This window comes from Xenorhabdus indica (genome assembly GCF_014467235.1).
GTDB classification, from domain to species: Bacteria; Pseudomonadota; Gammaproteobacteria; order Enterobacterales; family Enterobacteriaceae; genus Xenorhabdus; species Xenorhabdus indica.
This window is the reverse complement of the sequence record NZ_NKHP01000012.1, coordinates 69,040-94,745: the sequence shown is the minus strand read 5'-3', so window position 1 is coordinate 94,745 and position 25,706 is coordinate 69,040. Positions and strand designations below refer to the sequence as shown.

At 40.7% G+C, this 25,706-nt stretch carries 24 protein-coding genes and 2 pseudogenes; 13 read left to right on the top strand and 13 right to left on the bottom strand.

The window, feature by feature from the left end:
- Positions 1 to 16: 16 nt before the first annotated feature.
- Entirely contained in the window at positions 17 to 1,279 is a 1,263-nt protein-coding gene (gene rfaL, locus Xind_RS25245; RefSeq protein ID WP_187650027.1) for an O-antigen ligase RfaL, read from the bottom strand.
- 114 nt (positions 1,280 to 1,393) lie between these two features.
- Here rfaL and mutM point away from each other — a divergent pair, with 114 nt between their 5' ends.
- A complete protein-coding gene (gene mutM / locus Xind_RS25240; RefSeq protein WP_187650026.1) occupies positions 1,394 to 2,203 on the top strand; it encodes a bifunctional DNA-formamidopyrimidine glycosylase/DNA-(apurinic or apyrimidinic site) lyase in 810 nt (269 codons plus the stop codon).
- A gap of 36 nt (positions 2,204 to 2,239) precedes the next feature.
- Here the strand turns inward: mutM and coaD are convergent, their stop codons facing one another.
- The 3 genes from coaD to waaA are packed head-to-tail and all read right to left on the bottom strand — an operon-like array spanning position 2,240 to position 4,772.
- Positions 2,240 to 2,722, bottom strand: coding sequence for a pantetheine-phosphate adenylyltransferase (coaD, locus tag Xind_RS25235; RefSeq protein WP_187650025.1), 483 nt, complete (start codon positions 2,720 to 2,722; stop codon positions 2,240 to 2,242).
- A complete protein-coding gene (locus Xind_RS25230; protein ID WP_187650024.1) occupies positions 2,719 to 3,495 on the bottom strand; it encodes a glycosyltransferase family 2 protein in 777 nt (258 codons plus the stop codon). The genes coaD and Xind_RS25230 overlap by 4 nt, the downstream gene beginning before the upstream one ends.
- Complete coding sequence (gene waaA, locus Xind_RS25225; RefSeq protein ID WP_187650023.1) at positions 3,495 to 4,772, bottom strand: lipid IV(A) 3-deoxy-D-manno-octulosonic acid transferase; 1,278 nt, start codon at positions 4,770 to 4,772, stop codon at positions 3,495 to 3,497. Before waaA ends, Xind_RS25230 begins: the two co-directional genes overlap by 1 nt.
- 246 nt (positions 4,773 to 5,018) lie before the next feature.
- On the opposite strand from waaA, the pseudogene Xind_RS25220 reads away from it, so the two are divergent.
- The 6 genes and pseudogenes from Xind_RS25220 to Xind_RS25195 form a co-directional block, all read left to right on the top strand.
- A pseudogene (locus Xind_RS25220) lies at positions 5,019 to 5,261 on the top strand (glycosyltransferase family 9 protein); the annotation flags it as partial.
- Entirely contained in the window at positions 5,258 to 6,388 is a 1,131-nt protein-coding gene (locus Xind_RS25215) for a glycosyltransferase family 4 protein (protein ID WP_187650021.1), read from the top strand. The pseudogene Xind_RS25220 and the gene Xind_RS25215, both read left to right, overlap by 4 nt.
- Positions 6,385 to 7,488, top strand: a complete 1,104-nt coding sequence (locus Xind_RS25210) for a glycosyltransferase (RefSeq protein ID WP_187650020.1) — start codon at positions 6,385 to 6,387, stop codon at positions 7,486 to 7,488. The genes Xind_RS25215 and Xind_RS25210 overlap by 4 nt, the downstream gene beginning before the upstream one ends.
- 31 nt (positions 7,489 to 7,519) lie before the next feature.
- On the top strand, positions 7,520 to 8,620 hold the full coding sequence (locus Xind_RS25205; protein WP_246432508.1) for a glycosyltransferase family 9 protein: 1,101 nt from the start codon (positions 7,520 to 7,522) through the stop codon (positions 8,618 to 8,620).
- A 36-nt stretch (positions 8,621 to 8,656) separates the two neighbouring features.
- Positions 8,657 to 9,622, top strand: a complete 966-nt coding sequence (locus Xind_RS25200; RefSeq protein WP_187650019.1) for a polysaccharide deacetylase family protein — start codon at positions 8,657 to 8,659, stop codon at positions 9,620 to 9,622.
- A 97-nt stretch (positions 9,623 to 9,719) separates the two neighbouring features.
- Complete coding sequence (locus Xind_RS25195) at positions 9,720 to 10,610, top strand: GNAT family N-acetyltransferase (protein WP_187650018.1); 891 nt, start codon at positions 9,720 to 9,722, stop codon at positions 10,608 to 10,610.
- Here the strand turns inward: Xind_RS25195 and rfaC are convergent.
- From rfaC to rfaD, 3 genes are read right to left on the bottom strand one after another with little or no spacing between them, the layout of a single operon-like run.
- On the bottom strand, positions 10,590 to 11,567 hold the full coding sequence (rfaC, locus tag Xind_RS25190; RefSeq protein ID WP_187650017.1) for a lipopolysaccharide heptosyltransferase RfaC: 978 nt from the start codon (positions 11,565 to 11,567) through the stop codon (positions 10,590 to 10,592). The genes Xind_RS25195 and rfaC overlap by 21 nt on opposite strands.
- Positions 11,567 to 12,619, bottom strand: coding sequence for an ADP-heptose--LPS heptosyltransferase RfaF (gene rfaF, locus Xind_RS25185; RefSeq protein ID WP_187650016.1), 1,053 nt, complete (start codon positions 12,617 to 12,619; stop codon positions 11,567 to 11,569). The genes rfaC and rfaF overlap by 1 nt, the downstream gene beginning before the upstream one ends.
- 9 nt (positions 12,620 to 12,628) lie before the next feature.
- Positions 12,629 to 13,567, bottom strand: coding sequence for an ADP-glyceromanno-heptose 6-epimerase (rfaD, locus tag Xind_RS25180; protein WP_187650015.1), 939 nt, complete (start codon positions 13,565 to 13,567; stop codon positions 12,629 to 12,631).
- Positions 13,568 to 13,804: 237 nt separating this feature from the next.
- Here rfaD and kbl point away from each other — a divergent pair, with 237 nt between their 5' ends.
- Positions 13,805 to 15,001, top strand: coding sequence for a glycine C-acetyltransferase (gene kbl / locus Xind_RS25175; RefSeq protein ID WP_187650014.1), 1,197 nt, complete (start codon positions 13,805 to 13,807; stop codon positions 14,999 to 15,001).
- A 9-nt stretch (positions 15,002 to 15,010) separates the two neighbouring features.
- On the top strand, positions 15,011 to 16,036 hold the full coding sequence (gene tdh / locus Xind_RS25170) for an L-threonine 3-dehydrogenase (protein ID WP_187650013.1): 1,026 nt from the start codon (positions 15,011 to 15,013) through the stop codon (positions 16,034 to 16,036).
- Between the two features lie 44 nt (positions 16,037 to 16,080).
- On the opposite strand, the gene Xind_RS25165 is transcribed toward tdh, so the two are convergent.
- Positions 16,081 to 17,064 carry a divergent polysaccharide deacetylase family protein gene (locus tag Xind_RS25165; RefSeq protein ID WP_338114347.1) on the bottom strand — a complete coding sequence of 328 codons (984 nt, stop codon included), beginning with the start codon at positions 17,062 to 17,064 and terminating at the stop codon, positions 16,081 to 16,083.
- A gap of 117 nt (positions 17,065 to 17,181) precedes the next feature.
- Complete coding sequence (gene envC / locus Xind_RS25160) at positions 17,182 to 18,483, bottom strand: murein hydrolase activator EnvC (protein WP_187650012.1); 1,302 nt, start codon at positions 18,481 to 18,483, stop codon at positions 17,182 to 17,184.
- A 390-nt stretch (positions 18,484 to 18,873) separates the two neighbouring features.
- Here envC and Xind_RS25155 point away from each other — a divergent pair, with 390 nt between their 5' ends.
- The 4 genes from Xind_RS25155 to cysE all read left to right on the top strand — a co-directional run bounded on the left by Xind_RS25155 (position 18,874) and on the right by cysE (position 21,954).
- Positions 18,874 to 19,311: a rhodanese-like domain-containing protein gene (locus Xind_RS25155; protein ID WP_047682729.1), complete on the top strand. Its 438-nt coding sequence runs from the start codon at positions 18,874 to 18,876 to the stop codon at positions 19,309 to 19,311.
- Between the two features lie 197 nt (positions 19,312 to 19,508).
- Positions 19,509 to 19,979, top strand: a complete 471-nt coding sequence (secB, locus tag Xind_RS25150; RefSeq protein ID WP_187650011.1) for a protein-export chaperone SecB — start codon at positions 19,509 to 19,511, stop codon at positions 19,977 to 19,979.
- Positions 19,979 to 20,998: an NAD(P)H-dependent glycerol-3-phosphate dehydrogenase gene (gpsA, locus tag Xind_RS25145; protein ID WP_187650010.1), complete on the top strand. Its 1,020-nt coding sequence runs from the start codon at positions 19,979 to 19,981 to the stop codon at positions 20,996 to 20,998. The genes secB and gpsA overlap by 1 nt, the downstream gene beginning before the upstream one ends.
- Positions 20,999 to 21,132: 134 nt before the next feature.
- On the top strand, positions 21,133 to 21,954 hold the full coding sequence (gene cysE / locus Xind_RS25140) for a serine O-acetyltransferase (RefSeq protein WP_099136550.1): 822 nt from the start codon (positions 21,133 to 21,135) through the stop codon (positions 21,952 to 21,954).
- A gap of 176 nt (positions 21,955 to 22,130) precedes the next feature.
- Here cysE and Xind_RS25135 read toward each other — a convergent pair whose 3' ends face one another.
- From Xind_RS25135 to Xind_RS25120, 4 genes and pseudogenes are all read right to left on the bottom strand, one after another.
- On the bottom strand, positions 22,131 to 23,615 hold the full coding sequence (locus tag Xind_RS25135) for a hypothetical protein (RefSeq protein ID WP_187650009.1): 1,485 nt from the start codon (positions 23,613 to 23,615) through the stop codon (positions 22,131 to 22,133).
- Positions 23,616 to 23,647: 32 nt separating this feature from the next.
- On the bottom strand, positions 23,648 to 24,562 hold the full coding sequence (locus tag Xind_RS25130) for a glycosyltransferase family 2 protein (protein WP_187650056.1): 915 nt from the start codon (positions 24,560 to 24,562) through the stop codon (positions 23,648 to 23,650).
- A complete protein-coding gene (locus Xind_RS25125) occupies positions 24,562 to 24,924 on the bottom strand; it encodes a GtrA family protein (RefSeq protein WP_187650008.1) in 363 nt (120 codons plus the stop codon). The genes Xind_RS25130 and Xind_RS25125 overlap by 1 nt, the downstream gene beginning before the upstream one ends.
- Positions 24,925 to 25,070: 146 nt before the next feature.
- Positions 25,071 to 25,665: pseudogene (locus Xind_RS25120) on the bottom strand (IS5 family transposase); the annotation flags it as partial.
- Between the last annotated feature and the right edge of the window lie 41 nt (positions 25,666 to 25,706).

The window sequence follows — 25,706 nt, the reverse complement described above, 5'->3', positions numbered from 1 at the left end:
GCTGGTGTATCTGAAATTAGTGGTTTTTCTGTGCTATTCTGGTTTCTTTTTGGGCGCTATATAGGGCGATCATTAATCCCAATAAGATACCTATTTCATTAATATAAGCATTTTCAAACATCCCCCTGACGATAAAAATACCAATAAATGCGGCAAGCATAATGATACCCGCTTGTCGGATTATGCCACTATTTTGACGTATGATTTGGCTTCCGGTAAATATTGCTGAGAATGTCATTAATAGTGTGGTTATTAGACCCAGGACGCCACCGGCAAACCAAAGCGATAAAAATACATTATGTGGTCCAATCGAAGTTCTGTATGTCCAGTCAGGATAATCGGCAACACGACTATTATAAACTTGGTGATATACCTGATTACCGAAACCATAACCTTTGACAGGGTTTTCCATAATCAACTGCCACGCAGAGCCTTGGGTTCCATTACTATAGCGGTGGCTGCTATCAGTTTGGGTAAGCTTATAAAGCAGTAATTTTGTGGCAGGATTCGATGCTGCCGACCAATGAGTGATCCCGGCCAATAATGCCAGACATATTGCAGCAGCAATGGTGATTTTCCATTCTCTATTAATCACAATAATAAACACTGTGGCTGCTACAATCGCAACCCAGGCACCACGAGAAAGTGTTCCAAGCAATAAGAATAGGCTGATGGCTGAAGCGATAAGCAACAATAACCAACTCAGTAAAGAATGTTTTTTCCATAATGCCCAAGTACATAACAACACAGGAAAATAGAAAATAAATCCGTATGAAAACTCCCGATGATTATAATTAGTAAATGGCATTTCACCTGTTGAATCGTAATTGATAATGTATTTCGCGAGATCGGTCAGTGAAATAGCTAACATACCAATAATAAAAGCAATCAAGATCATTTTTGCAATGTGTTGTTTACTTTCCTGATAGAGCACAATGGGAAGTGTGAAACTAAACAGCAACAGGCCATTTAAGATAGGCTTATTCATCTCTTTGAAACTCAATGCAGGATCAATCGAAATTCCAATAGAGTAGAACATTGCCAGTATAAATAGCAAAATGGATAAGAAGAGAGAATTTCTCAGTGAGTTTACTACTTGACGAAAATCCGTTACCAGATAACACAGTGCTGTTATGCAGATCAGGATCATGACAAGATTTTTATATCTTGTAATATCTGGCAGATAAACAAGAATAATGTACAGTCCAATAATAGATAAGTTCCACAGGGACTTTTTATTTTCGATTATGTTTAGCCTATTTCTGATATCAAGAAGCATGGTGCGGCCTATTCTTTCAACGATTTTGACTGGATTTAGCTATAAATAATACATGAAAACGGTCTCGTAATCTGCTAAATAGGATGCTGTAGATCGTTTATTCAAGGAGTCAGTATGCCGGAATTACCAGAGGTTGAAACCAGTCGCAGAGGAATTGAGCCACATTTAGCTGGTAATGTGATTCAATATGTTGAGGTAAGGAATTCGCGTTTGCGCTGGCCTGTTTCTGAACAGATCATGACATTATCAGATCAACCAGTGCTCAGTGTGCAGCGTCGGGCAAAGTATTTGTTGCTCGAATTGGCTGATGGATGGATTATTGTCCATCTTGGAATGTCCGGTAGCTTACGTGTCTTATTGCATGAATCTCCTCCTGCAAAACATGATCATATCGACCTGGTGATGACAGACGGTAAAATTCTCCGCTATACGGATCCACGGCGTTTCGGAGCCTGGCTATGGAGCGATGATCTTGAGAAATGTTCTGTACTGGCTCATTTGGGCCCTGAGCCCTTGTCTAATGTATTTGATGGCTCATACCTATACACGCTTTCGCGTAATAAGAAAACGGCTATTAAGCCTTGGTTGATGGATAACAAAGTGGTTGTTGGTGTTGGCAATATTTATGCCAATGAAGCTTTGTATGTGGCTCATATCTTGCCTGAGCGCCCTGCTCATTCCCTGACACAGGAAGAGGCATATCTATTAGCAGATACGATAAAGCAGATTTTACGTCGTTCTATTGAACAAGGGGGGACTACGCTGAAAGATTTTCTGCAATCTGATGGAAAACCGGGGTATTTCGCGCAGGAATTATTTGTTTATGGCAAAAAAGGCGAGCTTTGCCCAATGTGCGGAGAAAAAATAGAGAGTATAAAATTAGGGCAGCGCAGTACGTTTTTTTGTCGGCAGTGCCAGCATTAATTGTATCTTTGGGGGCTGAATTGCCCCCGACGAGTATTATTTACCTAATTTTCTTAACATTGCCAGAGCAACAGGCTCTGGCAGGAATGATGAAACATCACCATCATGACGAGCAACGTCTTTGATTAAGGATGATGAGACAAAAGACAGACTTTGAGAGGGCAACAGGAAGACACTTTCCAACTCAGACATAAAATGTCGATTCATATTGGCGAGTTGCCATTCATATTCAAAATCAGAAACTGAACGTACTCCACGAATTAAGATCGTCGCCTGTTGTTTTTTAGCAAAATTAGCCATCAACTCACTGAATCCTGCAACCTCAACATTATCCAAATGAGCAGTGACTTTTTTGGCTAATGTGACACGTTCTTCAAGGTTGAACATAGGGTTTTTTCTATCACTACTGGCAATGGCAAGTAAAACATGATCAAACATATTTGCAGCGCGGGTCACTATATCGAGATGACCATAGGTAATAGGATCAAATGTACCGGGGTAAATGGCTTTTTTTTTCATTGTCTTTGACTCTCTGCTTGGGTCAGCTCCCAGAGTGCTGCATATTTATTGAAGGTGTATTGAGCATTGACAATCGCTAACATTAGCCCTTGTTTACCATCAAGGAAACCCGCTCTTAACAGCCATGTTTTGAAAAATGCACCCAGTGTGTGGCTGATAATGGAAGAATAACGGGCTGTTTTACCCTGTTTGTAGCGATGTTTGGCCCAATCTTTCGCATAATTCAATTGTTTCTGCTGGAATTCCATCAGATTGCGGCAGGTTAAATGACGTAAATCACCTTTCAATGTCACAATATGGGCGCCTTGGGTATCCAGTGATTCATGAACCTGATTATCGTTATATTGATAACGTTCACGGCAATAGAGACGAATGACTTTATCAGGATACCAGCCGCTGTGCTTCATAAACCGGTGCATGAATAAATTAAGGCGTGCACAGGCATAGACTTTATTGTCGTTGGGATTTTCCAGAACTTGTTCAATTGAAGCTTTTAACTCAGGAGTGACTCGCTCATCTGTATCAATCATGAAAATGTAATCACTACTGGCATAGGATTGTGCGAGTTGCCGCTGAGGGCCAAAACCAGGCCACTGAGTATTCGTGTAAACTTTGGCTCCCATTTCTTTAGCGATTTGACAGGTTGCATCAGTACTACCAGCATCCAGAACGATAATTTCATCTGCCCAGTCTACAGATAGCAGGCAATCACCAATCAAGTCGGCGGCATTTTTGGCAATCATGACGATGGATAGACGTTTTCTCGTGCTCATCAATGGCTCCGTGGTGGGAGATAAGGTTCCAGTAATTTTAACAATCGTTGCAGTGCGCCCTGATTCTCGTGTAGGACTTCCGCGGCATGACGACCGTAATAAAGGCGATAATCTTCATCCGTCAGCAGGCTATTGACAGCGGTACTTAAAGATTGGCTATCTGTCACAGTAATAAGCCCATCAGCTTTATTCAGCTTGGCACAGATATCCTTAAAATTGAAAGTGTGTGGCCCCATAATGACAGGGATCGCATGAGCCGCAGCTTCCAGTGGATTATGACCACCACGTTCGATTAAGCTGCCTCCGACAAAGGCTAGATCTGCAATACCGTACAGTAGCATGAGTTCACCCATAGTATCACCAATAACAACCTGGACATTAGCATCGGGTATGGTAGCAGAACTCCTTAATACTGAACTTAGCCCAGCTTTTTGAGTTAATTCTTCCGCTTTAGCAAAACGTTCAGGATGGCGGGGAACCAAAATCAGCAATAAATCGGGATGTTGTTTCAATAAATTTCGATGCGCATCCAGTATGATAGTTTCTTCACCATCATGGGTACTGGTTGCAATCCATACAGGCCGATGTGCAGCCCATTGACGACGCAGAGTCACCGCCTTAGCGGCCAATTCAGGTGTAACAGAAATATCGAATTTAAGACTGCCTGTGACAGCCAGTTGGGTACGTTTCAGCCCTAATTCAATAAAACGTTCGCCATCTTCCTGATTTTGTGCAGCGATCAACGTGATTTTGTTTAAAATGGCTTTAATAAAACTATTAATTTTCTGATATCCGGCGGCGGAACGGGCTGAAAGCCTTGCATTGGCAATAACCAGCGGTATACCACGTTGGTGTAATTGGGCTATCAAATTAGGCCATAGCTCAGTTTCCATAATAATCATTAATTTGGGGTTGACGTTATCAAGGAAACGACTCATAGAGCCAGGCAAATCATACGGTAGGTAAACGTGGTTAACATCATCTCCTAGTGCGGAAAGTACCCTTTCGGAGCCAGTTGGCGTCATGGTTGTTACAGTAATTGGCAGAAAAGGATAGTGATGCCGTAAAATCCTGACGAGAGGAATAGCAGCTAATGTCTCTCCAACCGAAACCGAATGGAGTAATATCCCTCCTGGAGTAACTTTTTGGGCACAAAAACCATAGCGTTCACCCCAGCGCTTACGGTATGCCGGAGACTTACGGCTGCGCAGTAATAAGCGCAACCAGATAATAGGTTGGATAAGGTAGAGAAGTACCTGATATAAGCGAAGCAACATTCTATCAAATTCACTAAAATAGATTGCGGCTATAGTATCACATTGGCTTGAAGAAAGTGTGCAAAATGCAGATAAGTTGTTCGTATTTCCTTAAAAAGAGTATGCCTATTTTATGGCAAGTATTGGAAATCGAAGATACGATCTGGTCATTAATTTAGCCTATCAGTGAAGTAGCGCTTTGATTTCTCTATTTACAGATTCTGTTACAGGTTCTGTACAACTTATAGGATTGGATTCCCTAAAATTATTGGCGTTGATTCTGTTCCTGTGCCTATGGCTGCTGCATTAAAAACACTTTGTATTGCGTTAATGGGGCCATCTAAGATGATCTTTTGGCGCCCATGTCAGGGCAATGGGGAAGTGATCTGGGCAGGAAATTACGGTAAATTACCGGACCCTGATGAAATTGATATTAAAACAGATAATCGCTATTTAAGTTTGATCCCGACAGATGTTGTGATTAAAACGGCTCGGAGATATTTATCATGAAACCTGTTCGTCTTGCCATTGTTCGGCAAAAATATCGCCCTGATGGTGGTGCTGAACGTTTCATTTCCAGAGCTTTAGAAGCATTGGGTAATGAAAATCTACAATTAAATGTTATTACCCGCTCTTGGCAGGGAAGCATAAATCCAAACTGGCATGTGCACTTGGCCAATCCGTTGAAATGGGGACGCATTAGCCGTGAGAAGGGGTTTGCTGATGCATCCAGAACTCTTTGGCAAAAGGAACAATTCGATATCGTCCAAAGTCATGAACGAATAGCGGGATGTGATATTTATCGGGCTGGTGATGGCGTACATCAGCGGTGGTTGCAGCAAAGATCAAGAATCCTGCCAGCTTGGAAAAGTAAACTGCTTTTTGTCAGCCGTTACCATCGTTATGTCATGGATGCGGAGAAGAGAATGTATTTGTCTCCAGAGTTGAAGAAAGTTATCTGTAACTCTGAGATGGTCAAACAGGAAGTTATGGAAGATTTTGAGCTACCAGAAGAGAAAATTTCTGTGATTTATAATGCTATTGACCAGTCACAGTTTTTTCCTGCCGGAGAAGAGGAACGAATTGTGTTGCGACAGCAATATGCCATCCCAGCACGAGCTAAATGTCTGGTATATGTTGGGTCAGGTTTTGAAAGAAAAGGGCTGAAAGCCGCAATTAAAGCAATTAGTAAGACGGAAGCGTATCTATTGGTGATCGGGCAGGACAAGGAAGAAAATAAATATAAACAACTTGCTCATTCTCTTGGTTGCTATACTCGCATTAGGTTTCTAGGTGTACAAAAAAAGACGCTGCCATTTTATCAAATGGCTGATGGTTTATTACTACCGACATTATATGATCCTTTCCCGAATGTCATACTGGAAGCAATGGCATGTCGCTTACCAGTTATAACCAGTAAAACCTGTGGAGGAGCTGAGTTCATTGATTCGGGAGTAAATGGCTTTGTCTGTGATGCTTTGGATATAACGGGATTATCTGAAAGAATTTCCTTAATACCTTCGGATCATTTGACCAGTAAGATCGCTATGTCAGCAAAAGAAAAGATAACGGGTTATACTCCGGCTTATTTATCTCAGCAGCTTACTGAACTGTATAGCAAGGTGCTTTCTTTATGAAAGGGCATATCCTGTTTATCATTGATGGATTGCCGGGTGGTGGTGCTGAAAATGTCGTAGTTCGCCTGTGCCGTGGATTGCAACAGAGGGGCTTTGATATCACATTATTATCATTGTCTGATAAATGCGAATATTCGATTCCTGAACATGTTGATTTGGTTATTGATGCTGATAAGTATGCAGGTCCTTTTAGAAGACAGACTGAAATTTTTCGTAGAGCGAAATCAATGGATAAGGTTTTGGAAAAAATCTTGCGGCAAAAAGGAATTCCTGCGCTGGTAATATCCAATTTACACAAAACCGATCGTATAGTTGCAAGGTCTAAAGTATTAGAAAATTTGAATGTATGGTTTTGTATTCATGGTGTATTTTCTAAATCTTACCTCGAAAATAAAACAGGTCTGGCACGTTGGCTTAAAAAGCATAAAATCCAGCGTGTTTATCAGAATCGTAATTTAATTTGTGTTTCTGATGCAGTTGGCTTGGATTTACAGGAAAATCTATCTGTTGCTGCCAGAAGAATGGTCACTATTTACAACCCATTCAACATAACTGAAATTAAATTGAATTCCTTAGAAAACAATCCATATTCAGGTCAAAATTATATTCTCCATCTTGGACGATTTCACGAGGTGAAACGTCATGATCGCTTGTTAGAAGCATTTGCCATGGCTGCTATTCCTTGCAACTTATTAATTGCTGGTCATGGCGATGAAGAAATGACTGATAAAATTAAACAGAAAATTGTGGAACTTGGTTTACAATCCAGAGTTAAGCTAATTGGGTTTTTAACAAATCCTTTACCCGTAATACGTGAAGCTAAAGCTGTTGTTCTGAGTTCAGATAGTGAAGGATTAGGTAATGTATTAATTGAGGCGTTGATCTGTCAGACTCCAGTTGTCAGCACAGATTGTCCTGGTGGAATCAGTGAAATTATGGTGGGGGAATTAGAACAATATAAATCAGAACTTACTTCAGAATCATTGGCAGAAAAAATGCGTTTGGTTTATCAGAATCCCCCTTTAATTACGGAAAAAATGTATAAGAAATTTGATTTGGATATTGTACTTGATGAGTATTTTTCCTTGATAAAGCAGTAAAATTTTTGATGTTATCCTTTGAGATGTTCTAATGACTGAAAAAAAATTTAAAAAATTACGTGAAATAAATAGAAGAAAAAATTATTTTTTCAAAAAAATAAGGTTTAGTATAGGTAAAATATTTATTGATAAATGGAAAAAAAGAGAATTTTCTCTTATAGGTGTCAAAAAGGTTCTTTTTTTACGAGATGATAATAAAATTGGTGACATGATTGTATCCACACCAGTTTTAAAAGCATTGTCTCAGCAAGGTTATGAATTACATGTATTATCAGGCCGAACTAATTATTGTGTGATAGAAAATAATCCACATATAGATAAGGTATATTTCTATCCTGATAAAAATACAGATATACTTAAGTTAGGATTGAAATTGAAACAGGAAAAGTATGATCTTATTATTGATATGGGTGATCAAATTCCTGTTATCTATCTTTTGTTTATAAGACTAATTAATTCTAATCATGTAATTGGGTTTAATAAAGATAAAATAAATATTTATAACAAAAACATAACTTATTTAGGTTATAATTTACATATTACAGAAAGATATAAATCTTTGATGAATCATATGGAGATTTATAATTATAATATGCAGTATGACATATATGTTCCTGATGGTATCAAGGATAAAGTGCGTGATTTTTACTCTCGTTTGCCAGGAGCGGTAACTGTTGTCATTAATCCCTTTGCTGCTGATGAAAGGAGAAATATTTCTAAAGAACAATTGATTGGAATAACTTCTCATATTGGTTATTCATATCAGTCAGTCAATATTATATTGATTGGTAGTCCTGAAAAAATAAGTATGATTTCATATTTAGATAACTGTATTTTCAACCCATTTTGCGATTTTCTCAGTGCTGTAGAAATAATAAAATATGCTGATTTGATTATTTCGCCAGATACCTCAATTGTACATGTTGCTGCTGCATATGAGAAAAATACAATCGCACTATATGGTAATGATAAGCATGGAAATTATATCAATAATGATGTATGGGGACCGGGAAATAAAAACGCTATCCAATTAGTTCAGAAAAATATTAATAGCAAAATCAGTGAAATGCCTCTAGAGGTTATCTTAGAAAAGATAGATGTCTTTTTGTCCTTGTATACTTTTACTGAGTAATAATATTTCATATTTCTGTAATAAGGTATCTTTCTTATGACCAAACCAGCATTCATCATCACAATTGATACTGAAGGTGATAACCTTTGGCAAAATAGCGATAAAATTTCTACCGAAAATACTCAATATCTGCCCAGGTTCCAAAGCCTTTGTGAACGTTTTGGATTCAAACCCGTCTGGCTAACAAACTATGAAATGGCGATAGATGATAGCTATATCGAATTTGCTAAGGATGTCATTGCCAGAAACACAGGTGAAATCGGTATGCATTTGCATGCCTGGAACAATCCACCTATTATTCCTCTGACTGATGATGATATGTGCTATAAGCCTTATCTGATTGAATATCCTAAAAATCAGATAAAGGCAAAAATTGATTTAATGACAAATCTTCTTGAAGAAAAACTTCAGACTAAGATGCTGAGTCACCGTGCTGGACGCTGGGCATTTAACGAATATTATGCGCAATTATTGGTCGAGTATGGTTATCAGGTAGATTGTTCTGTTACTCCGAAAGTTAACTGGCGTTTTACCAAGGGAGATCCGAATGGAAATGGCGGAACAGATTATAGCCGTTTTCCATCTCATGCTTATTTTATGAATTTGCAGAATATTGCTAAAGAAGGCAACTCTTCTTTATTACAAGTGCCAATGAGTATTCAGCATAAGCATTCTCCGATCATGAATTTTATTAAACAAAAATATGATCATTTGCGAGGCAAGCAACGTTCTCCATCGGTTAATTGGTTACGCCCAAAAGGTGGGAATTTGAAACAAATGAAAGCTGTCGTTCGGCAAACTTTGGCATCTGGTAATGATTATGTTGAATTTATGCTGCATTCATCCGAGTTTATGCCGGGAGGAAGCCCGACTTTTCAGACGGAAGAAAAAATTGAGTTGCTTTATCAAGACTTAGAAGAATTGTTTGAATTCTTGAAACCACGGGTTCATGGTATGACATTGTCGGAATTTTATGACTATAAAAATAATGCATTTTTATAATTAACGGTCATAACTATTATTGGAAATAAAAAATATTTTTTTATAAAGTTGTAAAAAAATTAACTTAATATTAAAAAGCCATTTTATGGAATAGGATATGGAAAAAGTAAAATCATTTTTTTGGGGATGGAAAAAATGTAATTTCGAACAATATAAAGAAGTTCACGCTCTTTTTGGCGGTTGTGTATTAACACATCCCAACATCGTCTCTTTTTTAAATAGGCATATTGAAGGTAACCCGCTCTCCTTCTATTTTAAAGAAAAAGGCACTGCCGTTAAGGGAGCTTGCTTCTTTGTTAAAAACCAAAAATTAGTAGAAAAAATCCAGGGCACCTATCCACTGCCTTATGATGAAGTGATTTTCCCTATCGCAGCCGATGCGAAGTTATTTTTACCTATAAAATCAAAGAGATTATCTCCTATTCATAAAAATAATTTTATAAATGCCAGCTATAAGCCTCCTTTTAGTAAGCGTCAAATCTGCCTGATTAAAGAGAATTTCTCCTACAAAACCCGCCGCAACCGCAAGAATGAGATAAACAAATTCACTCGCGCAGGCGGAGAAATTCGTCTTTCAAGTGAATTCAGCGCTGAAGAATTGGTTGATATTTACATCAATTTATACCAAAAGCGTTGGAATTATCGTCATTCGCCAAAAGAACGTCAGCGTTTGCTTGAGATATACACAGAGCTTCGAGAGCATATATTTGGTTACGTGTTACTTATTAATGGTTCACCTTGTGCGTATGATTTTGTATTACGTGCCGATAGTCCTAAATGGATTTCATTTGATGCTATTAATGGAGGATATGATCCTGAGTATGCACATCTCAGTGTTGGTAGCATTTTGATGTGGGTTAATATCCAGTCAGCAAAAGCATTATGTCAGGCAGCAGATAAGACTATGCGTTATTCGTTGGGTAATCCTACTCTTGAATATAAAAGCCGCTGGTGTGAGACCTTCCCACTAGGCAAGGTTCTTATTTAATATCTTTTGCAAGAACAGCATGACTTCTGCCGGAGTAATACTCTGCATCGTATTATCCACTGATTTTAAGGTATGCTGTTCTTTTCCATACCCGCCAATCAAGCCAGGATCTGTCGGGCCAAACAGCGTAATATTTGGACGATCCAGGGCGGCAGTGAGATGGCTTAATCCTGTATCAACAGATACCACCGCTTTTGTGCCAGCAAGAACTTGTGCGACTTCTGCTAATGTTAATTTTGGTAACACATCAACATGAGGAAAACCATCTGCCAGCCGTAATGCCCGCTGATATTCATATTCAGTTCCCCAGGGGAGCTTGATGCGCATACCCGTTGGTTGAATCTCTGCGATCAGTTGGCGCCAATGGTTTTCTGGCCAATGTTTCTCATCACGAGTGGTGGCATGCAGGAATACCAGATAATCATTTCCATTTTCTGATTGTTGGTTCAGAAAGTGGCGGGCGATAGAATAATCACCTGTTTCTGTAGGCTTTTGATAACCAAGACTCTCTGCAAACAATGCACGAATTCGTTCTACAGCATGTTGCTGTTTGCTCACAGAATGGTGTTGATCGTAGAAAAAGCTGGCGAGTGGCTCACGAATGCTTTTTTTGTCATAGCCATGTTTTGGACCATGGGCTAGGCGTGTCACTAAAAAAGCACTTTTTAACAGCCCTTGAGCATCAATAATTACATCATATTTTCGTTGCTGTAACTGTTCCCTGAAACGTGCGCGTTCTTCACGGATATCTTTCCTGAACCAATTTTTTCTCCAGCGACGAATGGCAACAGGGATAACATTTTCAACTGCACTGTGCCATGTGGGTATTTGGGCGAATCCCTCTTCAACGACCCAATCAAATTGAATAACCGGTATGTACTGCATGGCATCTGTCAGTGCAGGTAGAGTATGTAACACATCGCCCATTGAAGACGTTTTTACCAGTAAAACACGCATTAACTCTGGTTCTCCGTCTGTAAAAGTTTTTCCAATGAGGCTAAAACCTGTTCTGGTTGAATATCAATAAGACTCTGATGATAACCACCTGCGCTGTCACCTTTCCTGATTTTATGAAAACCCGTAATCAGACGGATTACTTCGGCTTTGTCCGATAGTGGAGGAGTGAAGTCAGGGCTACTTGGCCCATATAATGCCACCAGAGGGCGGTTCAGAGCTGCTGCGATATGCATCAAACCTGAGTCATTTGTAACAATGGCATCACACGCTGCGATAATATTGACTGCCTGTTCAAGGGAAGTTTGTCCTGCGAGATTAAGACAGTTTTCCCGTGCATCTTCACTTAGAAGTGCACGGATATCTTCACCAGCTTCATTATCCTTAGCTGAACCAAATAACAATATTTGATAACCCTTTTGAGTAATTAACTGTTCAGCCAATGCGGCGTAATGATAATGTGGCCAACGTTTAGCCGGGCCAAACTCCGCACCGGGGCAAAAACCGATAATCGGGCGATGATCGGCGATGTTAAAGGCTGTTGTTGATTCAGCAATGTCTTCGTCACTGACAGCTAACTGAGGCCATAGCAGGGGTTGGGAAAGATCTTCAGCACTGTGTACAGTTTTCCTGTCATAGGCGAGAGCAACATAGCGCTGAACCATGAGTGGAAAGGCACTTTTATTCAGGACGCGGATATCATTCAGGAAACCATAGCGCATTTCACCACGCCAGCCTGTACGCAGAGGGATATTGGCAAAGAAAGGCACCAAAGCAGATTTGAAGGAGTTGGGGAGTACGTAAGCGTGATCATATTCACTTTCACGCAGTGCCAGTCCTAAACGACGACGTTCACCAAGCGCAAGCGCTCCGTGTCCCAGCGGCATTGCCAGCGCCTGATTAACTTCCGGCATCTTTGCCAGTAACGGGCGGCACCACGCTGGTGCCATCACATCAATTTCTGCATTTGGGTACAAAACCTTCAAGGTGCGGTAGAGGCTTTGCGACATCATCATGTCACCCACCCACGATGGGCCGATCACCAATATCTTCATAGAAGTCGATTAATTATCCTGATTGAGCCATTGCATATATTCAGTAACGCCTTCAGCAACGGTTTTGAATGCGTTGTCATAACCTGCTGCGCGAAGTTTTGTCAGATCAGCCTGAGTAAAGCTCTGATAGCGACCTTTTAGCTTTTCTGGAAATTCAATGTATTCTACAGCAGGAGATTTTTCCTTATGGAATTCAGTAACAGCGTCAGCAACCGCCTGGAAAGATTCAGCTCGGCCTGTACCACAGTTAAAAATGCCGGAAACACTATTTTTCCAGAACCACAGGTTTACTGCTGCAACGTCGCCAACATAAATAAAATCGCGTTGGAAATGTTCGCTGCCTGCAAATAATTTCGGGTTCTGGCCTTGGTGGATCTGGGTGTTTAAATGGTAGGCGACACTGGCCATACTGCCTTTATGTCCTTCACGTGGCCCGTATACATTGAAATAACGGAAGCCGCAAATTTGAGAATCGGCATGTGGCAAAATATCGCGAACATACTGATCAAAAAGAAATTTTGAGTAGCCGTAAACATTGAGAGGTTTCTCATACTGGCGTTCTTCAATGAAATTATCACTGCGCCCACCATAAGTTGCGGCAGAAGAGGCGTATAGGAATGGGATCTGACGATCGAGGCAGTAATGCAATACATCTTTAGAGTACTGATAGTTATTGTCCATCATATACTTGCCATCCCATTCGGTTGTGGATGAACAAGCACCTTCATGGAAAATGGCATCAATATCGCCCAAATCATCACCTGCAACGATACTGGCAATGAAATCTTCCTTATCCATATAATCGCTGATATCTAAATCAACCAGATTAACGAACTTTGTACCGTCTTTCAGATTATCAACAACCAGAATATCCTTATAACCTTCGTCATTCAGTGCCTTGACAATATTGCTGCCAATAAACCCTGCGCCGCCAGTGACAATAATCATTTGGCCCACCTCTAACTAGTCAGTTCACTTTATTTTAATGCGTATCATATCACTTAACCCTACTAACGACAGCAGGTGAAATAGGGGAATATCCTGAAATCCTGCTGCATCGCAGTCTCAAGGCCGTGATCAGCTTTACAAAGTTGATATTATCTTTCTGGCTGTGTCGTCACTGTCAGGATCTATAAGTAAAATACACCATACCTTTCACTTATCCAGGTAATCAGGAGAGAAATAATGTCAGCGTCGTTTTATCAGAAAATTAATGATCAGTTGGAACAAACCCGTGCGGAAGGGCTATTCAAAAGTGAACGTATTATTACTTCTGCGCAAAATGCCGATATTGCTGTTGCGGATGGCAACAACGTCATTAATTTCTGTGCCAATAACTACTTAGGGTTGGCTAATCACCCTGACCTGATCGCTGCCGCAAAAGCAGGAATGGATAGTCATGGATTTGGTATGGCATCCGTACGTTTTATTTGTGGTACGCAAGACACCCATAAAGAATTAGAAAATAAAATAGCTGAATTTTTGGGCATGGAAGATGCTATTCTGTATTCCTCATGTTTTGATGCTAATGGGGGGCTGTTTGAAACATTATTCGGTCCAGAAGACGCCATTATTTCAGATGCACTGAACCACGCTTCTATTATTGATGGTATTCGCCTATGTAAAGCAAAACGTTATCGTTATGCCAATAATGACATGCAAGAATTAAGAGCACAGTTGGAGAAAGCGAAAGCAGGAGATGCTCAGAATATCCTGATCGCAACTGATGGTGTGTTCTCAATGGATGGTGTCATTGCGGATCTGAAATCTATCTGTGATTTGGCGGATGAATTTGGTGCTATGGTCATGGTTGATGATTCTCATGCGGTAGGGTTTGTTGGCAAGCACGGCCGTGGTACTCATGAATATTGTGATGTCATGGGGCGTGTTGATATCATCACTGGCACACTCGGTAAAGCGTTAGGTGGGGCGTCCGGTGGTTATACCGCCGCACGTAAAGAAGTTGTGGAATGGTTGCGTCAGCGTTCACGCCCTTACCTATTTTCCAATTCTTTGGCTCCGGCTATTGTTGCGGCCTCCATCAAGGTATTGGATATGTTGAAAGATGGAGACGAATTGCGTGAACGTCTCTGGAAAAATGCCAACTTGTTCCGTGAAAAAATGACGGCAGCGGGTTTTACACTAGTGGGTGCAGATCACGCCATTATTCCGGTTATGTTGGGGGATGCGAAGCTGGCGCAGGAATTTGCCTCTGAGCTGCTGAAAGAAGGCATTTATGTGATTGGCTTCTTCTACCCTGTAGTCCCTAAAGGTCAAGCACGTATTCGTACCCAAATCTCTGCTGCTCATACCGAAGAACAAATTGAACGTGTTGTGGCTGCATTTACACGTATCGGTAAGCAGTTGAATATCATTACATAAGGTATCACTATGAAAGCGTTGTCAAAATTAAAGCCAGAAGAAGGTATTTGGATGACGGATGTGCCTACACCGGAACTGGGGCATAATGATGTGATGATTAAAATCCGTAAGACGGCAATTTGTGGAACGGATGTGCACATTTACAACTGGGATGATTGGTCTCAGAAGACTATTCCTGTGCCGATGGTAGTAGGGCATGAATACGTGGGAGAAGTGGTCGCAATTGGTCAGGAAGTCAAAGGATTCAAAATTGGCGATCGTGTATCTGGTGAAGGTCATATTACCTGTGGTTATTGCCGCAATTGTCGTGGTGGACGCACACATTTGTGCCGTAACACAACAGGAATTGGGGTAAACCGGGCTGGCTCATTTGCTGAGTATTTAGTTATTCCGGCATTCAATGCTTTTAAAATTCCAGACAATATTTCGGACGAACTGGCTGCGATTTTTGACCCATTTGGCAACGCTGTTCATACTGCACTCTCCTTTGATTTAGTTGGAGAAGATGTACTGGTATCGGGTGCCGGTCCTATCGGTATCATGGCTGCGGCTGTGTGTAAGCATGTCGGTGCACGTCATGTTGTGATCACCGATGTAAATGAATACCGTCTTGATTTAGCACGTAAAATTGGCGTTACTCGTGCTGTGAATGTCAGTAAGGAGAACCTGACGGATGTTATGTCAGAATTGGGCATGACTGAAGGCTTTGATATTGGTTTGGAGATGTCTGGTGCTCCGCCTGCATTCCGTACCTTATTGAACACGATGAATCATGGCGGGCGTATCGCTTTATTGGGTATACCTCCTTCAGATATGGCGATCGATTGGAGTCAGGTCATTTTTAAGGGACTGTTTATCAAAGGCATTTACGGACGTGAAATGTTTGAAACATGGTACAAAATGGCGACACTTATTCAGTCCGGTTTGGATTTAACTCCAATTATTACTCACCAATTCCCGATAGATGACTATCAGAAAGGCTTTGATATCATGCGCTCAGGGCAATCTGGTAAAGTTATTCTGAATTGGGATTAATTGAATTTCTGACAAAATTTTAAGCAAGCTGTCAAAATAGATTGCTAAAAATCAGGGCAGACGCTCATCTTTTTATGAGCGTCTGTTTTATTTTCCCGTATCTTATCTTTTTGTGGTCTCAAATGGCCCGTGCTATGCCGTTTCTCTTGTTTTGATGTGGAGTTCTGTAATTTTTCAAGCCCCTGATTTAAGACATCGACAATGACACTGGGAACCAATGTTTCCCCAACTATCCTGAAATAATCCAATTTGGATTCTAATACCGTTACCGATTTGATTTCAGCGGATTTCATGCATTTTTGTTTGGTGAGCGGGCTGATTTGTGAGTTGTTTTGTTTACTGGTTAGAGAATGATTGAGCAGCATACTGGGTGTTACCAGTTCAATATCATCTGGCAACGTTGCTAACCCTTGCTGTAATGCCCGAATAGTAGTTGGGTAAGGATGCCCGATGGCGATGGCAGAGCCTTGTTTGCGAGCCAGAGTAATAGCCCGGTTGAGTTGGTGCAGCACTTCTGCTTCTGTTTGTACATCGTCCAAGAAGATATTCCGGCGGAGTACTTGTACAGGTGTTCCCATTGAGGCTTTAGCGACCTGAGTATTACCGATAGTTACGCTGTCCAGAAAATAGAGACGATATTGAGATAATGCATTCATCACTTTTTTCATACCAGCGAGATTGGAGGTCATCGCGCTACCCATATGGTTGTTCACACCAATCGCATGAGGAACTTTTTTTATGGCATCGTGAATAATGTTTTCAACTTCCTTACTGCTCATGGCAGGATGCAGGGTATTTTTTTCTAATGGTTGTTTACTCATTGGTGCCATTGGCAGATGGATCAAGACCTCTCTACCTTGCTTATAGGCTTTTTGCGCCATTTCTCTGCCATATGGAGAATCAGGAAGTACGGCGATGGAAATTGCAGCAGGCATCTGCAATATCTTATTTTCATTGTAGACACGATAGCCAAAGTCATCAATGACAATGGCTAAGCGTGCGGCACGGGCATTCAGAGTAAATAACAAGAGAGTGATAAACAGCAGAACCCAAAACTTTGGTATCCGAAAGCGCAATATCCCAAATAATAGAGTGAATGAGTGAACGCACTTTATTAATAGATATTGCACAATTATGTCCTTCTCTTATTTTCCTAACCACGGTAATGGATTGACGGTACGCCCCTGACGGCGGATCTCAAAGTATAATGAAGGGTGCTGTTGCCCGCCGCTGCTACCAACCAGAGCTATCGGCTGACCTGCCCGGACTTGCTGGCCAACACTAACCAACAGGCTTTGGTTATAGCCATAAATACTCATATCTCCTTTACCGTGTTCAAGCACGACAACCAGACCATAGCCTTGTAACCAGTCTGCCAGTAATACCCGGCCATCTGAAATTGCTTTAACTTCCGTGCCTTCGGCTGCGGAGATAACCATGCCTTTCCAGCGTAACTCGCCTTGTATTGTTTCCCCAAAGCTGTGAATAACCCGCCCACGCACAGGCCAGATTGCTTGCCCGGCAGGGCGACCAAGCCCACCTGTTCGCGCCATAAGTGCGCGTTCATCTTCTGTAGGTTTATAGCTGGAGCCTTTTTGTTGAGCCTGTTTCTGCTTGGCTGCTATTTGCGCACGGACACGTGCAGCCTCACGCGCTTCACGCTCAGCGCGGGCTTTGGCTTCCCGTTCTGCTTTAGCAATTTTATTACGCAGACGAGTTTCGTTTTGCCGAAGCTCAGCCAGGCTTTGTTGATCTTTCTTCAATGAAGATTCAAGTACAGTCAGTGTTTTTTTCCGGGCAGAACGGGCAACTTCCATTTTTTGCTTTTGTTGCTTTTGGTTGCTGAGTACCGTTTGCTGTTCATTCAGTTTTTCTTGTTGCAGCTTTTTTTGTTGGTTAAGTTTGTCAGTTGTTTTTTGCAATTTAGTGATAGTTTCCTGACGAGCCTGATTCAGATAGCTGTAATAAGCCAGTATACGTTCTTTACGCTGTGTTTCTGGGCCATTAAACAATAATTCTAAACCCTGATGATTCCCTTGCCGGAATGCGGCATCTAATTGGCTGGCAAGTAGCTTACGCTGCTCTTTTTGCTGTATTTGCAGATGGTTAATACCTTTCGTCAATGACGAAATTTCATTTCCCAGTTTATTCAGGTGGACTTGTGTACTGTGGAGGGAACGCCCGACTTCTGAAATCGTCCCCTCTTGTTCCTTGAGTTGCTTGAGGAGCTCTGTACGTTGTTTTTGTTGTTGTTTGACGCTTTTCTCTTTCTCGGCAATATTCTGTTGAATATCTTTAAGTTGGTTTTTATTTTCTGAAATTTGATTGGCAAAGGCTCCCGTGCAGAAAAAAGCAAACAGTAGGGCACAGAACAGTAATACACTGTTTCTTGGTTGCCACTGTTTCTGCTGGTGAGGACAGCTTTTGGAATCCTTATTATCAGCCATTTGATTCAATACCTTGCCACGCTCTACTATATGTATAGTGCTTGATTTATAGCGCTTGCCTACATCCATCTGTCTGTCGCGCCCGATTATTTCATGTGAAATTGCCTCTGACCAGAGAATGGTCTATTTTTTTATCTTTTTGAACCACAATATAAATTTTAGTTAACTTAGCTCATTTATTATCGAAGATCCCGTATATGTCCAGTTTGACATGAAATATTTTAATGATGTATGACAATCAAGTGATTAATGAGGATTTTTTATTTTTTCTCGAAACTCTCCGCAAAATCTGCATTAGGTTGATGCTAATTGGCTGTAATTGACACAACACACAGGTATACTCTGTTACCTTAGATTTTTGTTATTAACTAATGGGAGTTGTTGCCCTCCATGCTGCAAGAAATCATGCAATTTATTAGTCGGAACACGATCCTGAGCCTTGTTTGGATTGCCCTGTTGGTGGCTGTCATTGTCCTGACAGTAAAAAGTGTATTCTCCAAGAGTAAAGATATCACTCGCGCACAGGTGATCCATTTAATCAATAAGGAAGATGCTATCGTCGTTGATTTACGCTCTCGTGACGATTTCCGCAGAGGGCATATCATTGGTTCTGTTAACCTGACACCCTCTGAGATTAAAGAGAATAATCTGGGTGAATTGGAAAAACATAAAAAGCAGCCTGTGATCATAGTCTCAGCGAATGGACTGGAATCTAAAACACCGGCAGAGAATCTGGTGAAGGCAGGCTTTGAACAAGTTTATACCCTGAAAGAGGGAATTGCCGGGTGGACGGGTGAAAACCTACCATTATCCCGAGGCAAGAAATAACGAATGCAGATGTAAGCAGTATATACCCAATACATTTCCAGATGCAGTGCGACGGCAAGGGAGTGAATCTCTGGGAGCATAGATAACGATGTGACTAGGCTGAATGAGCATAGCCAACAAAGCTGCAACTTGAAAGATGAAGGGTATACTTACATTATCAAGGTTTAATAAGGACGTATCAAAAGGTAAAAATTATTATGTCAGAACAAAACAACACCGAAATGGCTTTCCAGATCCAACGTGTATATACGAAAGACATTTCTTTCGAATCACCTAAGGCACCTCAAATTTTCCAACAAGAATGGCAGCCAGAGGTTAAATTAGATCTGGATACCGCTTCCAATGAATTAGTTCAGGGAGTCTATGAAGTTGTTCTGCGTGTCACTGTCACGGCGACACTAGGAGAAGAAACCGCATTCTTGTGCGAAGTTCAGCAGGCTGGTATTTTCTCTATTGATGGTATTGAAGGTACTCAACTGGCGCACTGCTTAGGTGCATATTGCCCGAACATTTTGTTCCCATATGCCCGTGAGTGCATCACTAACTTGGTGGGTCGTGGTACTTTCCCACAATTGAACCTGGCACCAGTTAATTTTGATGCTTTGTTCATGAATTACTTGCAACAGCAGTCTGATTCTCAGTCTGATGAGGCAATACAGGAAGCCTAATGAATACCGCTTCTATGACAGTAATCGGTGCCGGTTCATACGGCACCGCTTTAGCCATTACACTAGCCCGTAATGGACATGATGTTGTCCTTTGGGGCCATAACCCCGCACATATTCATGCCTTGCAGCAAGCCCGTTGTAATCAGGTATTTTTACCGGATGTTTCTTTCCCTGATGGCTTACAGCTTGAAGCCGATCTAAAAAGTGCTGTTTCAGCCAGCCTTAATATTCTGATTGTGGTTCCTAGCCATGTTTTTGGCGATGTCTTACAGCAGATAAAACCGCATTTACAACCAGATTCTCGTATTGTTTGGGCTACTAAAGGCCTCGAAGCGGAAACGGGTCGTTTATTGCAGGAGGTGGCGCGTGAGATATTAGGTCATGAAATCCCATTGGCGGTAGTCTCTGGCCCGACATTTGCGAAAGAACTGGCAGCGGGTTTACCGACAGCGATTGCCGTATCAGCGACAACACCTGAATTTGGTGAAGAACTCCAGCAGCTTTTCCATTGCGGCAAAAGCTTCCGGGTATACAAAAACCCTGATTTTATTGGCGTGCAACTTGGTGGGGCGATCAAGAACGTTATTGCCATTGGTGCAGGGATTTCGGATGGCATGGGGTTCGGTGCTAATGCTCGCACTGCATTGATTACCCGTGGATTAGCGGAAATGAGTCGCCTTGGTGCTGCTTTGGGGGCTGACCCATCCACATTTATGGGAATGGCAGGATTGGGTGATTTAGTGTTGACATGTACTGATAATCAATCCCGTAACCGTCGTTTTGGTATGAGGTTAGGGCAAGGAGTCAATGTTGACGCTGCACAGCGTGAGATTGGACAGGTTGTTGAAGGATATCGTAATACAAAAGAAGTCCGGGCATTAGCCAAGCGGGTTGGAGTTGAAATGCCTATCACGGAGCAAATTTACCAGATATTATATCGCAATAAAAATGTAATCGAAGCAGCTCAGGCATTATTGGGAAGAGCTACAAGGGATGAAGGAGAAAGTTCCCGCGCTTAATTAGATTAAAATCATCATAAATATTTTTTCCGGCATATGTCCAATAAACTCCAAGATGAAAGGCATAGTTCTGGGATAAATCAGGTGCGAATCCATTCGCGATGGTGAAAAACAATCACATGAGAATGATTGATATGTCTCAAGAAGAACTGAATGAAGTTTGGAAAAATATAAAAAATGAGGCGAGAGCGCTGGCAGATTGTGAGCCTATGTTAGCCAGTTTTTTTCACGCGACATTACTTAAACATGAAAACCTGGGCAGTGCTTTGAGCTATATGCTCGCAAACAAATTGGCGACCCCGATTATGCCGGCGATTGCGGTCAGGGAAGTTGTTGAAGACGCTTACAGCAGTGAGCCAAAGATGATCGAATCGGCCGCTCGTGATATTAAAGCTGTCCGGTTACGGGACCCTGCTGTCGACAAATACTCCACTCCTCTGCTTTATCTGAAAGGTTTTCATGCGCTACAAGCGTATCGCATCGCACATTGGCTGTGGAAACAAGATCGCAAAGCATTAGCGATTTACATGCAAAACCAGATTTCTGTTTCTTTTGGCGTAGATATCCATCCTGCGGCGAAAATTGGCTGTGGCATCATGCTTGACCACGCAACAGGAATTGTCATCGGTGAAACCGCAGTAGTTGAGAATGATGTTTCTATTCTGCAATCCGTAACACTCGGTGGTACAGGTAAAGCGTGTGGAGATCGGCACCCGAAAGTGCGTGAAGGAGTAATGATTGGCGCGGGTTCAAAAATTCTCGGCAACATAGAAATTGGCCGTGGTGCGAAGATTGGTGCGGGTTCAGTCGTATTAAGACCTGTTCCGCCGCATACCACTGTGGCAGGAGTACCCGCACGGATTGTTGGTAAACCGGAAAGTGATAAGCCGTCTCTGGATATGAACCAGCATTTTAACGGAATGAATAATGGATTCGAGAATGGGGATGGGATTTAAGATTCCTCTCTTTTTGAAATATAGAATTTAAAAAGACATTCAGCACGGTTAGGTGCTGAATGTCTACGTATCAATCCTGCAATTGCGTATCAATTAAATACAAAGTGGAATCCCATCCTGAATCTTCAATGACTATGGGGATAAAACAAAGGAGCACATATTATTCACCCGTATTTTTAACTAAATGGTATTCCTAATTTATGATTCAATGATTCATCTGGAATAACTGTTATATCAATATCATTCCTAATTATTCCATAAATCTTTAGAACTCGATTAATAGAAGGGCCTTCATATATAGGGAATGGCCAGTTATCATTATTATCACCCTTTGGTACAATTAGGTTTATTTTCCTTATGTTATTTTTATCTGCATATACAACCTGGTCTATAATGTTTTGACTTATGGCTAGGGCTATATTGTATTTTAAGTCAAGGTTATTTGATTCTTTCAGTGATGTATCTTGTGATATTGTTTTATTAATCAGCGAGATAATAATTATGGGCATGACATAATTTATTATTTTATAATTTGTTATCAGATATCCCATAGAGATGAGCGCAGATATAATGATGTACATAAATACCCCCCACATTACCACAGGTCTAGATGTATAATAACCACCAGCTCTTGCACATATCAAAATCAAAGCAACAAAAGTTATAGCGCAAGAAACTGTACAAACCAGAAATGCATACTTAAAATCATTATTTTCTTTTCTTTCTTTTTCTTTGTAAAAAAAGAAAGCACCAAGCAAAAGGAAAGTTAAAATAAAAACAATAAATAAAGGTTGACTTTTTTCAATTAGAGAGATAAAAAAATTGACAGCTCCATTTACATCAAGATCAGAGCTACCTATAGATTGCGCTCTACCGCCATTTATTTCATAGACAACAGAAACAAGCCAGAGCAGTAAAATAAATGTATGAAATGGTTTTTCTTTTAATGTTTTAATTAGAGAATACGAATTTTTAATAAAACTAGTCAGTATCGATACTCCGCAATATACTGCAAAAAAAACATTTGCGAACAGACTGGAAAATATACAAATATATGAAGCAAGAATCAACCAGCCAACATATATGTATCCTCTCTTTTTTAAATCATCATATGATAAAGATCCCTCATTCCTCATAAAATATAAAACAAGTGAGGAATTTATAAGGGCTGGAGTTATATAGTGATAAAAGCATGTTATATTTACCTCCCATAGCAGGTATAAACTTTGATTGTCGCTTGATGTTCTTAATGCACCAAATATACAAAGGTAATATACTGAAACCATTAATAAACTATTATACAATCCAACTTTTAGTTTATCTCTCATTAAAAGAAATAACTGCAAAAGAAACAGAGATACAAGAAATGATATGAAAATCGCAGTTGTATGTGATATGGCCTCAAGAAATCCAAATCCAAATGGCATTATGAGGTAAGTGGATATCATACCAATCCATGGAAACAATAGCTCTGGAGTTACCTTTATTGGATTAGCTGCTCCCCATTGCGGATATGCCTCTCTGTTTAGCGATAAATTGCCCCAGTCATCTCCAGATATTATTGTGACTGGATGAATTGTCATGAAGAACATAACCGTTGCAATAAACAATAATGCAAAAAACAAATAAATTGTAATTTTTTCTTTTTTATGGAAATTCATTAAACTACTCCCCATATTCAATAGTATTAATTTTATTTATGCTTTAAAATATATCTAGGACGATTTTTGGTTTCTATATATATCCTTCCTATATATTCTCCAAGCGCGCCAATCCCAATCAACTGAATTCCACCCAAAAACAGAATTGAAACAAGTAAAGATGGGTATCCTCGAACAGCGTTACCCCATACCAACTTATCTATAATCATCCATGCTCCGTAGAAAAATGAAAGAGCAGCTACCGAAAATCCAAGATATGTCCAAATCCGCAAAGGGAATGTCGAGAAGCTTGTTATCCCCTCAAGTGCTAGATTCCATAACTTCCATCCATTGAATTTAGAATCTCCAGCCACACGCTCGGCTCTGGTGTATTCAACAATATCGGTAAGTCCGCCAACCCAACTCAATACTCCTTTCATAAACAGGTTTTTTTCTGGCATGAGTTTTATGTTATCTACAACATTGCGAGACATCAGGCGGAAATCTCCAACATTATCTTCAATCTTTGGCGTACTGATTTTATTATGCAGTTTGTAAAACCATTCTGCGGTCTTTCGCTTCATGCGGCTATCGGTGGAACGGTCAGAGCGTTTAGCCAGAACCATATCCGTACCAGCCTGCCATTTCTCAATCAGGAGTGGAATCACTTCGATTGGATCCTGCAAATCAACGTCAATTGGGATTACAGCATCACCAGTTGCATGGTCAAGGCCAGCGAATAGAGCTGGCTCTTTGCCAAAGTTTCGGGTAAACGATAATGGGATGACAAGAGAGTCAGAAACTGCCAGTGCATTGATAATAGATTCTGTAGCATCTTTACTGCCGTCATTGATGAAGACAATTTCAACCTCGTACTGCTTTAATTCCCCAAATTCCCGTACCGTTTTATAAAAAATCGGTATCGCATCCTCTTCGTTAAAGACCGGAACAACCAATGATATTTTCATCATTCCTTTCCTCTGAATATTAAAAATTTTGAGTACATAAAACCTAATATCAAACTGGTTGCAGAGAACGAAACCAATGTTACGATAGGTTGCATATCCATTGCATCAGCTAGGCTTCCTGTCATATAGCTCATTAACCCCATAAACGAAATAAACGCAGAATATCTCCATCCAGTAGCTTTTTTCTGGAAAGTGATTTTAGCGTTTGCATAAAAAGAGAATGTCACAGCAGCAAGAAAACCAACCAAATTACTAATTGCTTGACTCGCGCCAAAAAAGTACAGCACTGCTGTAAACAATACCCAATGGATAGCGGTATTAATAACCCCTATTGAGAGATATTTTGTAAACAAAGCTAACATATTAATAAAACTATATAAAAATAATAGTGACGAATAATATCACCCAAGTAACCATTGGTCATTCATTAAATATGATCAACATGACTTTCTTTCTAGGGCGTGTTGACGTTTTGTATTCATCATTTATTCGACCCACATGGGTAGCCAGATAACGCATTTTCGACTAAATGACGATAACGATATAAACCCTTATCCCTCTTTTTATCCGAGTTTCGGTTATTTTTTCGGTAGGGAATAACCGACGTTGCCCCTTGTTCTTCGATATCATTTCTGAATGCCTGACTATCATACCCCTTGTCAGCGATGACAAAGTCCGGGGGCGGTGATTGCGCCACCAAACTTTTTGCATGCACAATGTCGTGAGTTTGCCCCTCGGATAATTCAAAATGAACAGGCAAACCATAACTGTCTACGGCCAAATGGATTTTAGTCGAGTCCTCCCCGGCTTTTCCCAATCGCTTCATTCTCCTTTGAAGCCGCGCCTGAACTGTGCTGATGAGCACGGACAATCCTGTCATCAATGAACAACCATTCAGTATCAGAATCTTTAGCTAATTCCTTGAATAATGAATCAAAAACACCTTTGTTTGACCGCGCATTAAAACGCTTAAAAACGGTATTCCATTTCCCATATTCAACAGGCAGTTCCCGCCAAGGGCTCCCGGTTCTCATTCGAAAAAGGATACCTGCCAGAATTAGGCGATGCGTTTTTTTATGGTAGACAAGCCGGTTTTGTTGCATGAATACAAATAGCTTATCTCACACAGGGTCTGATAACATGG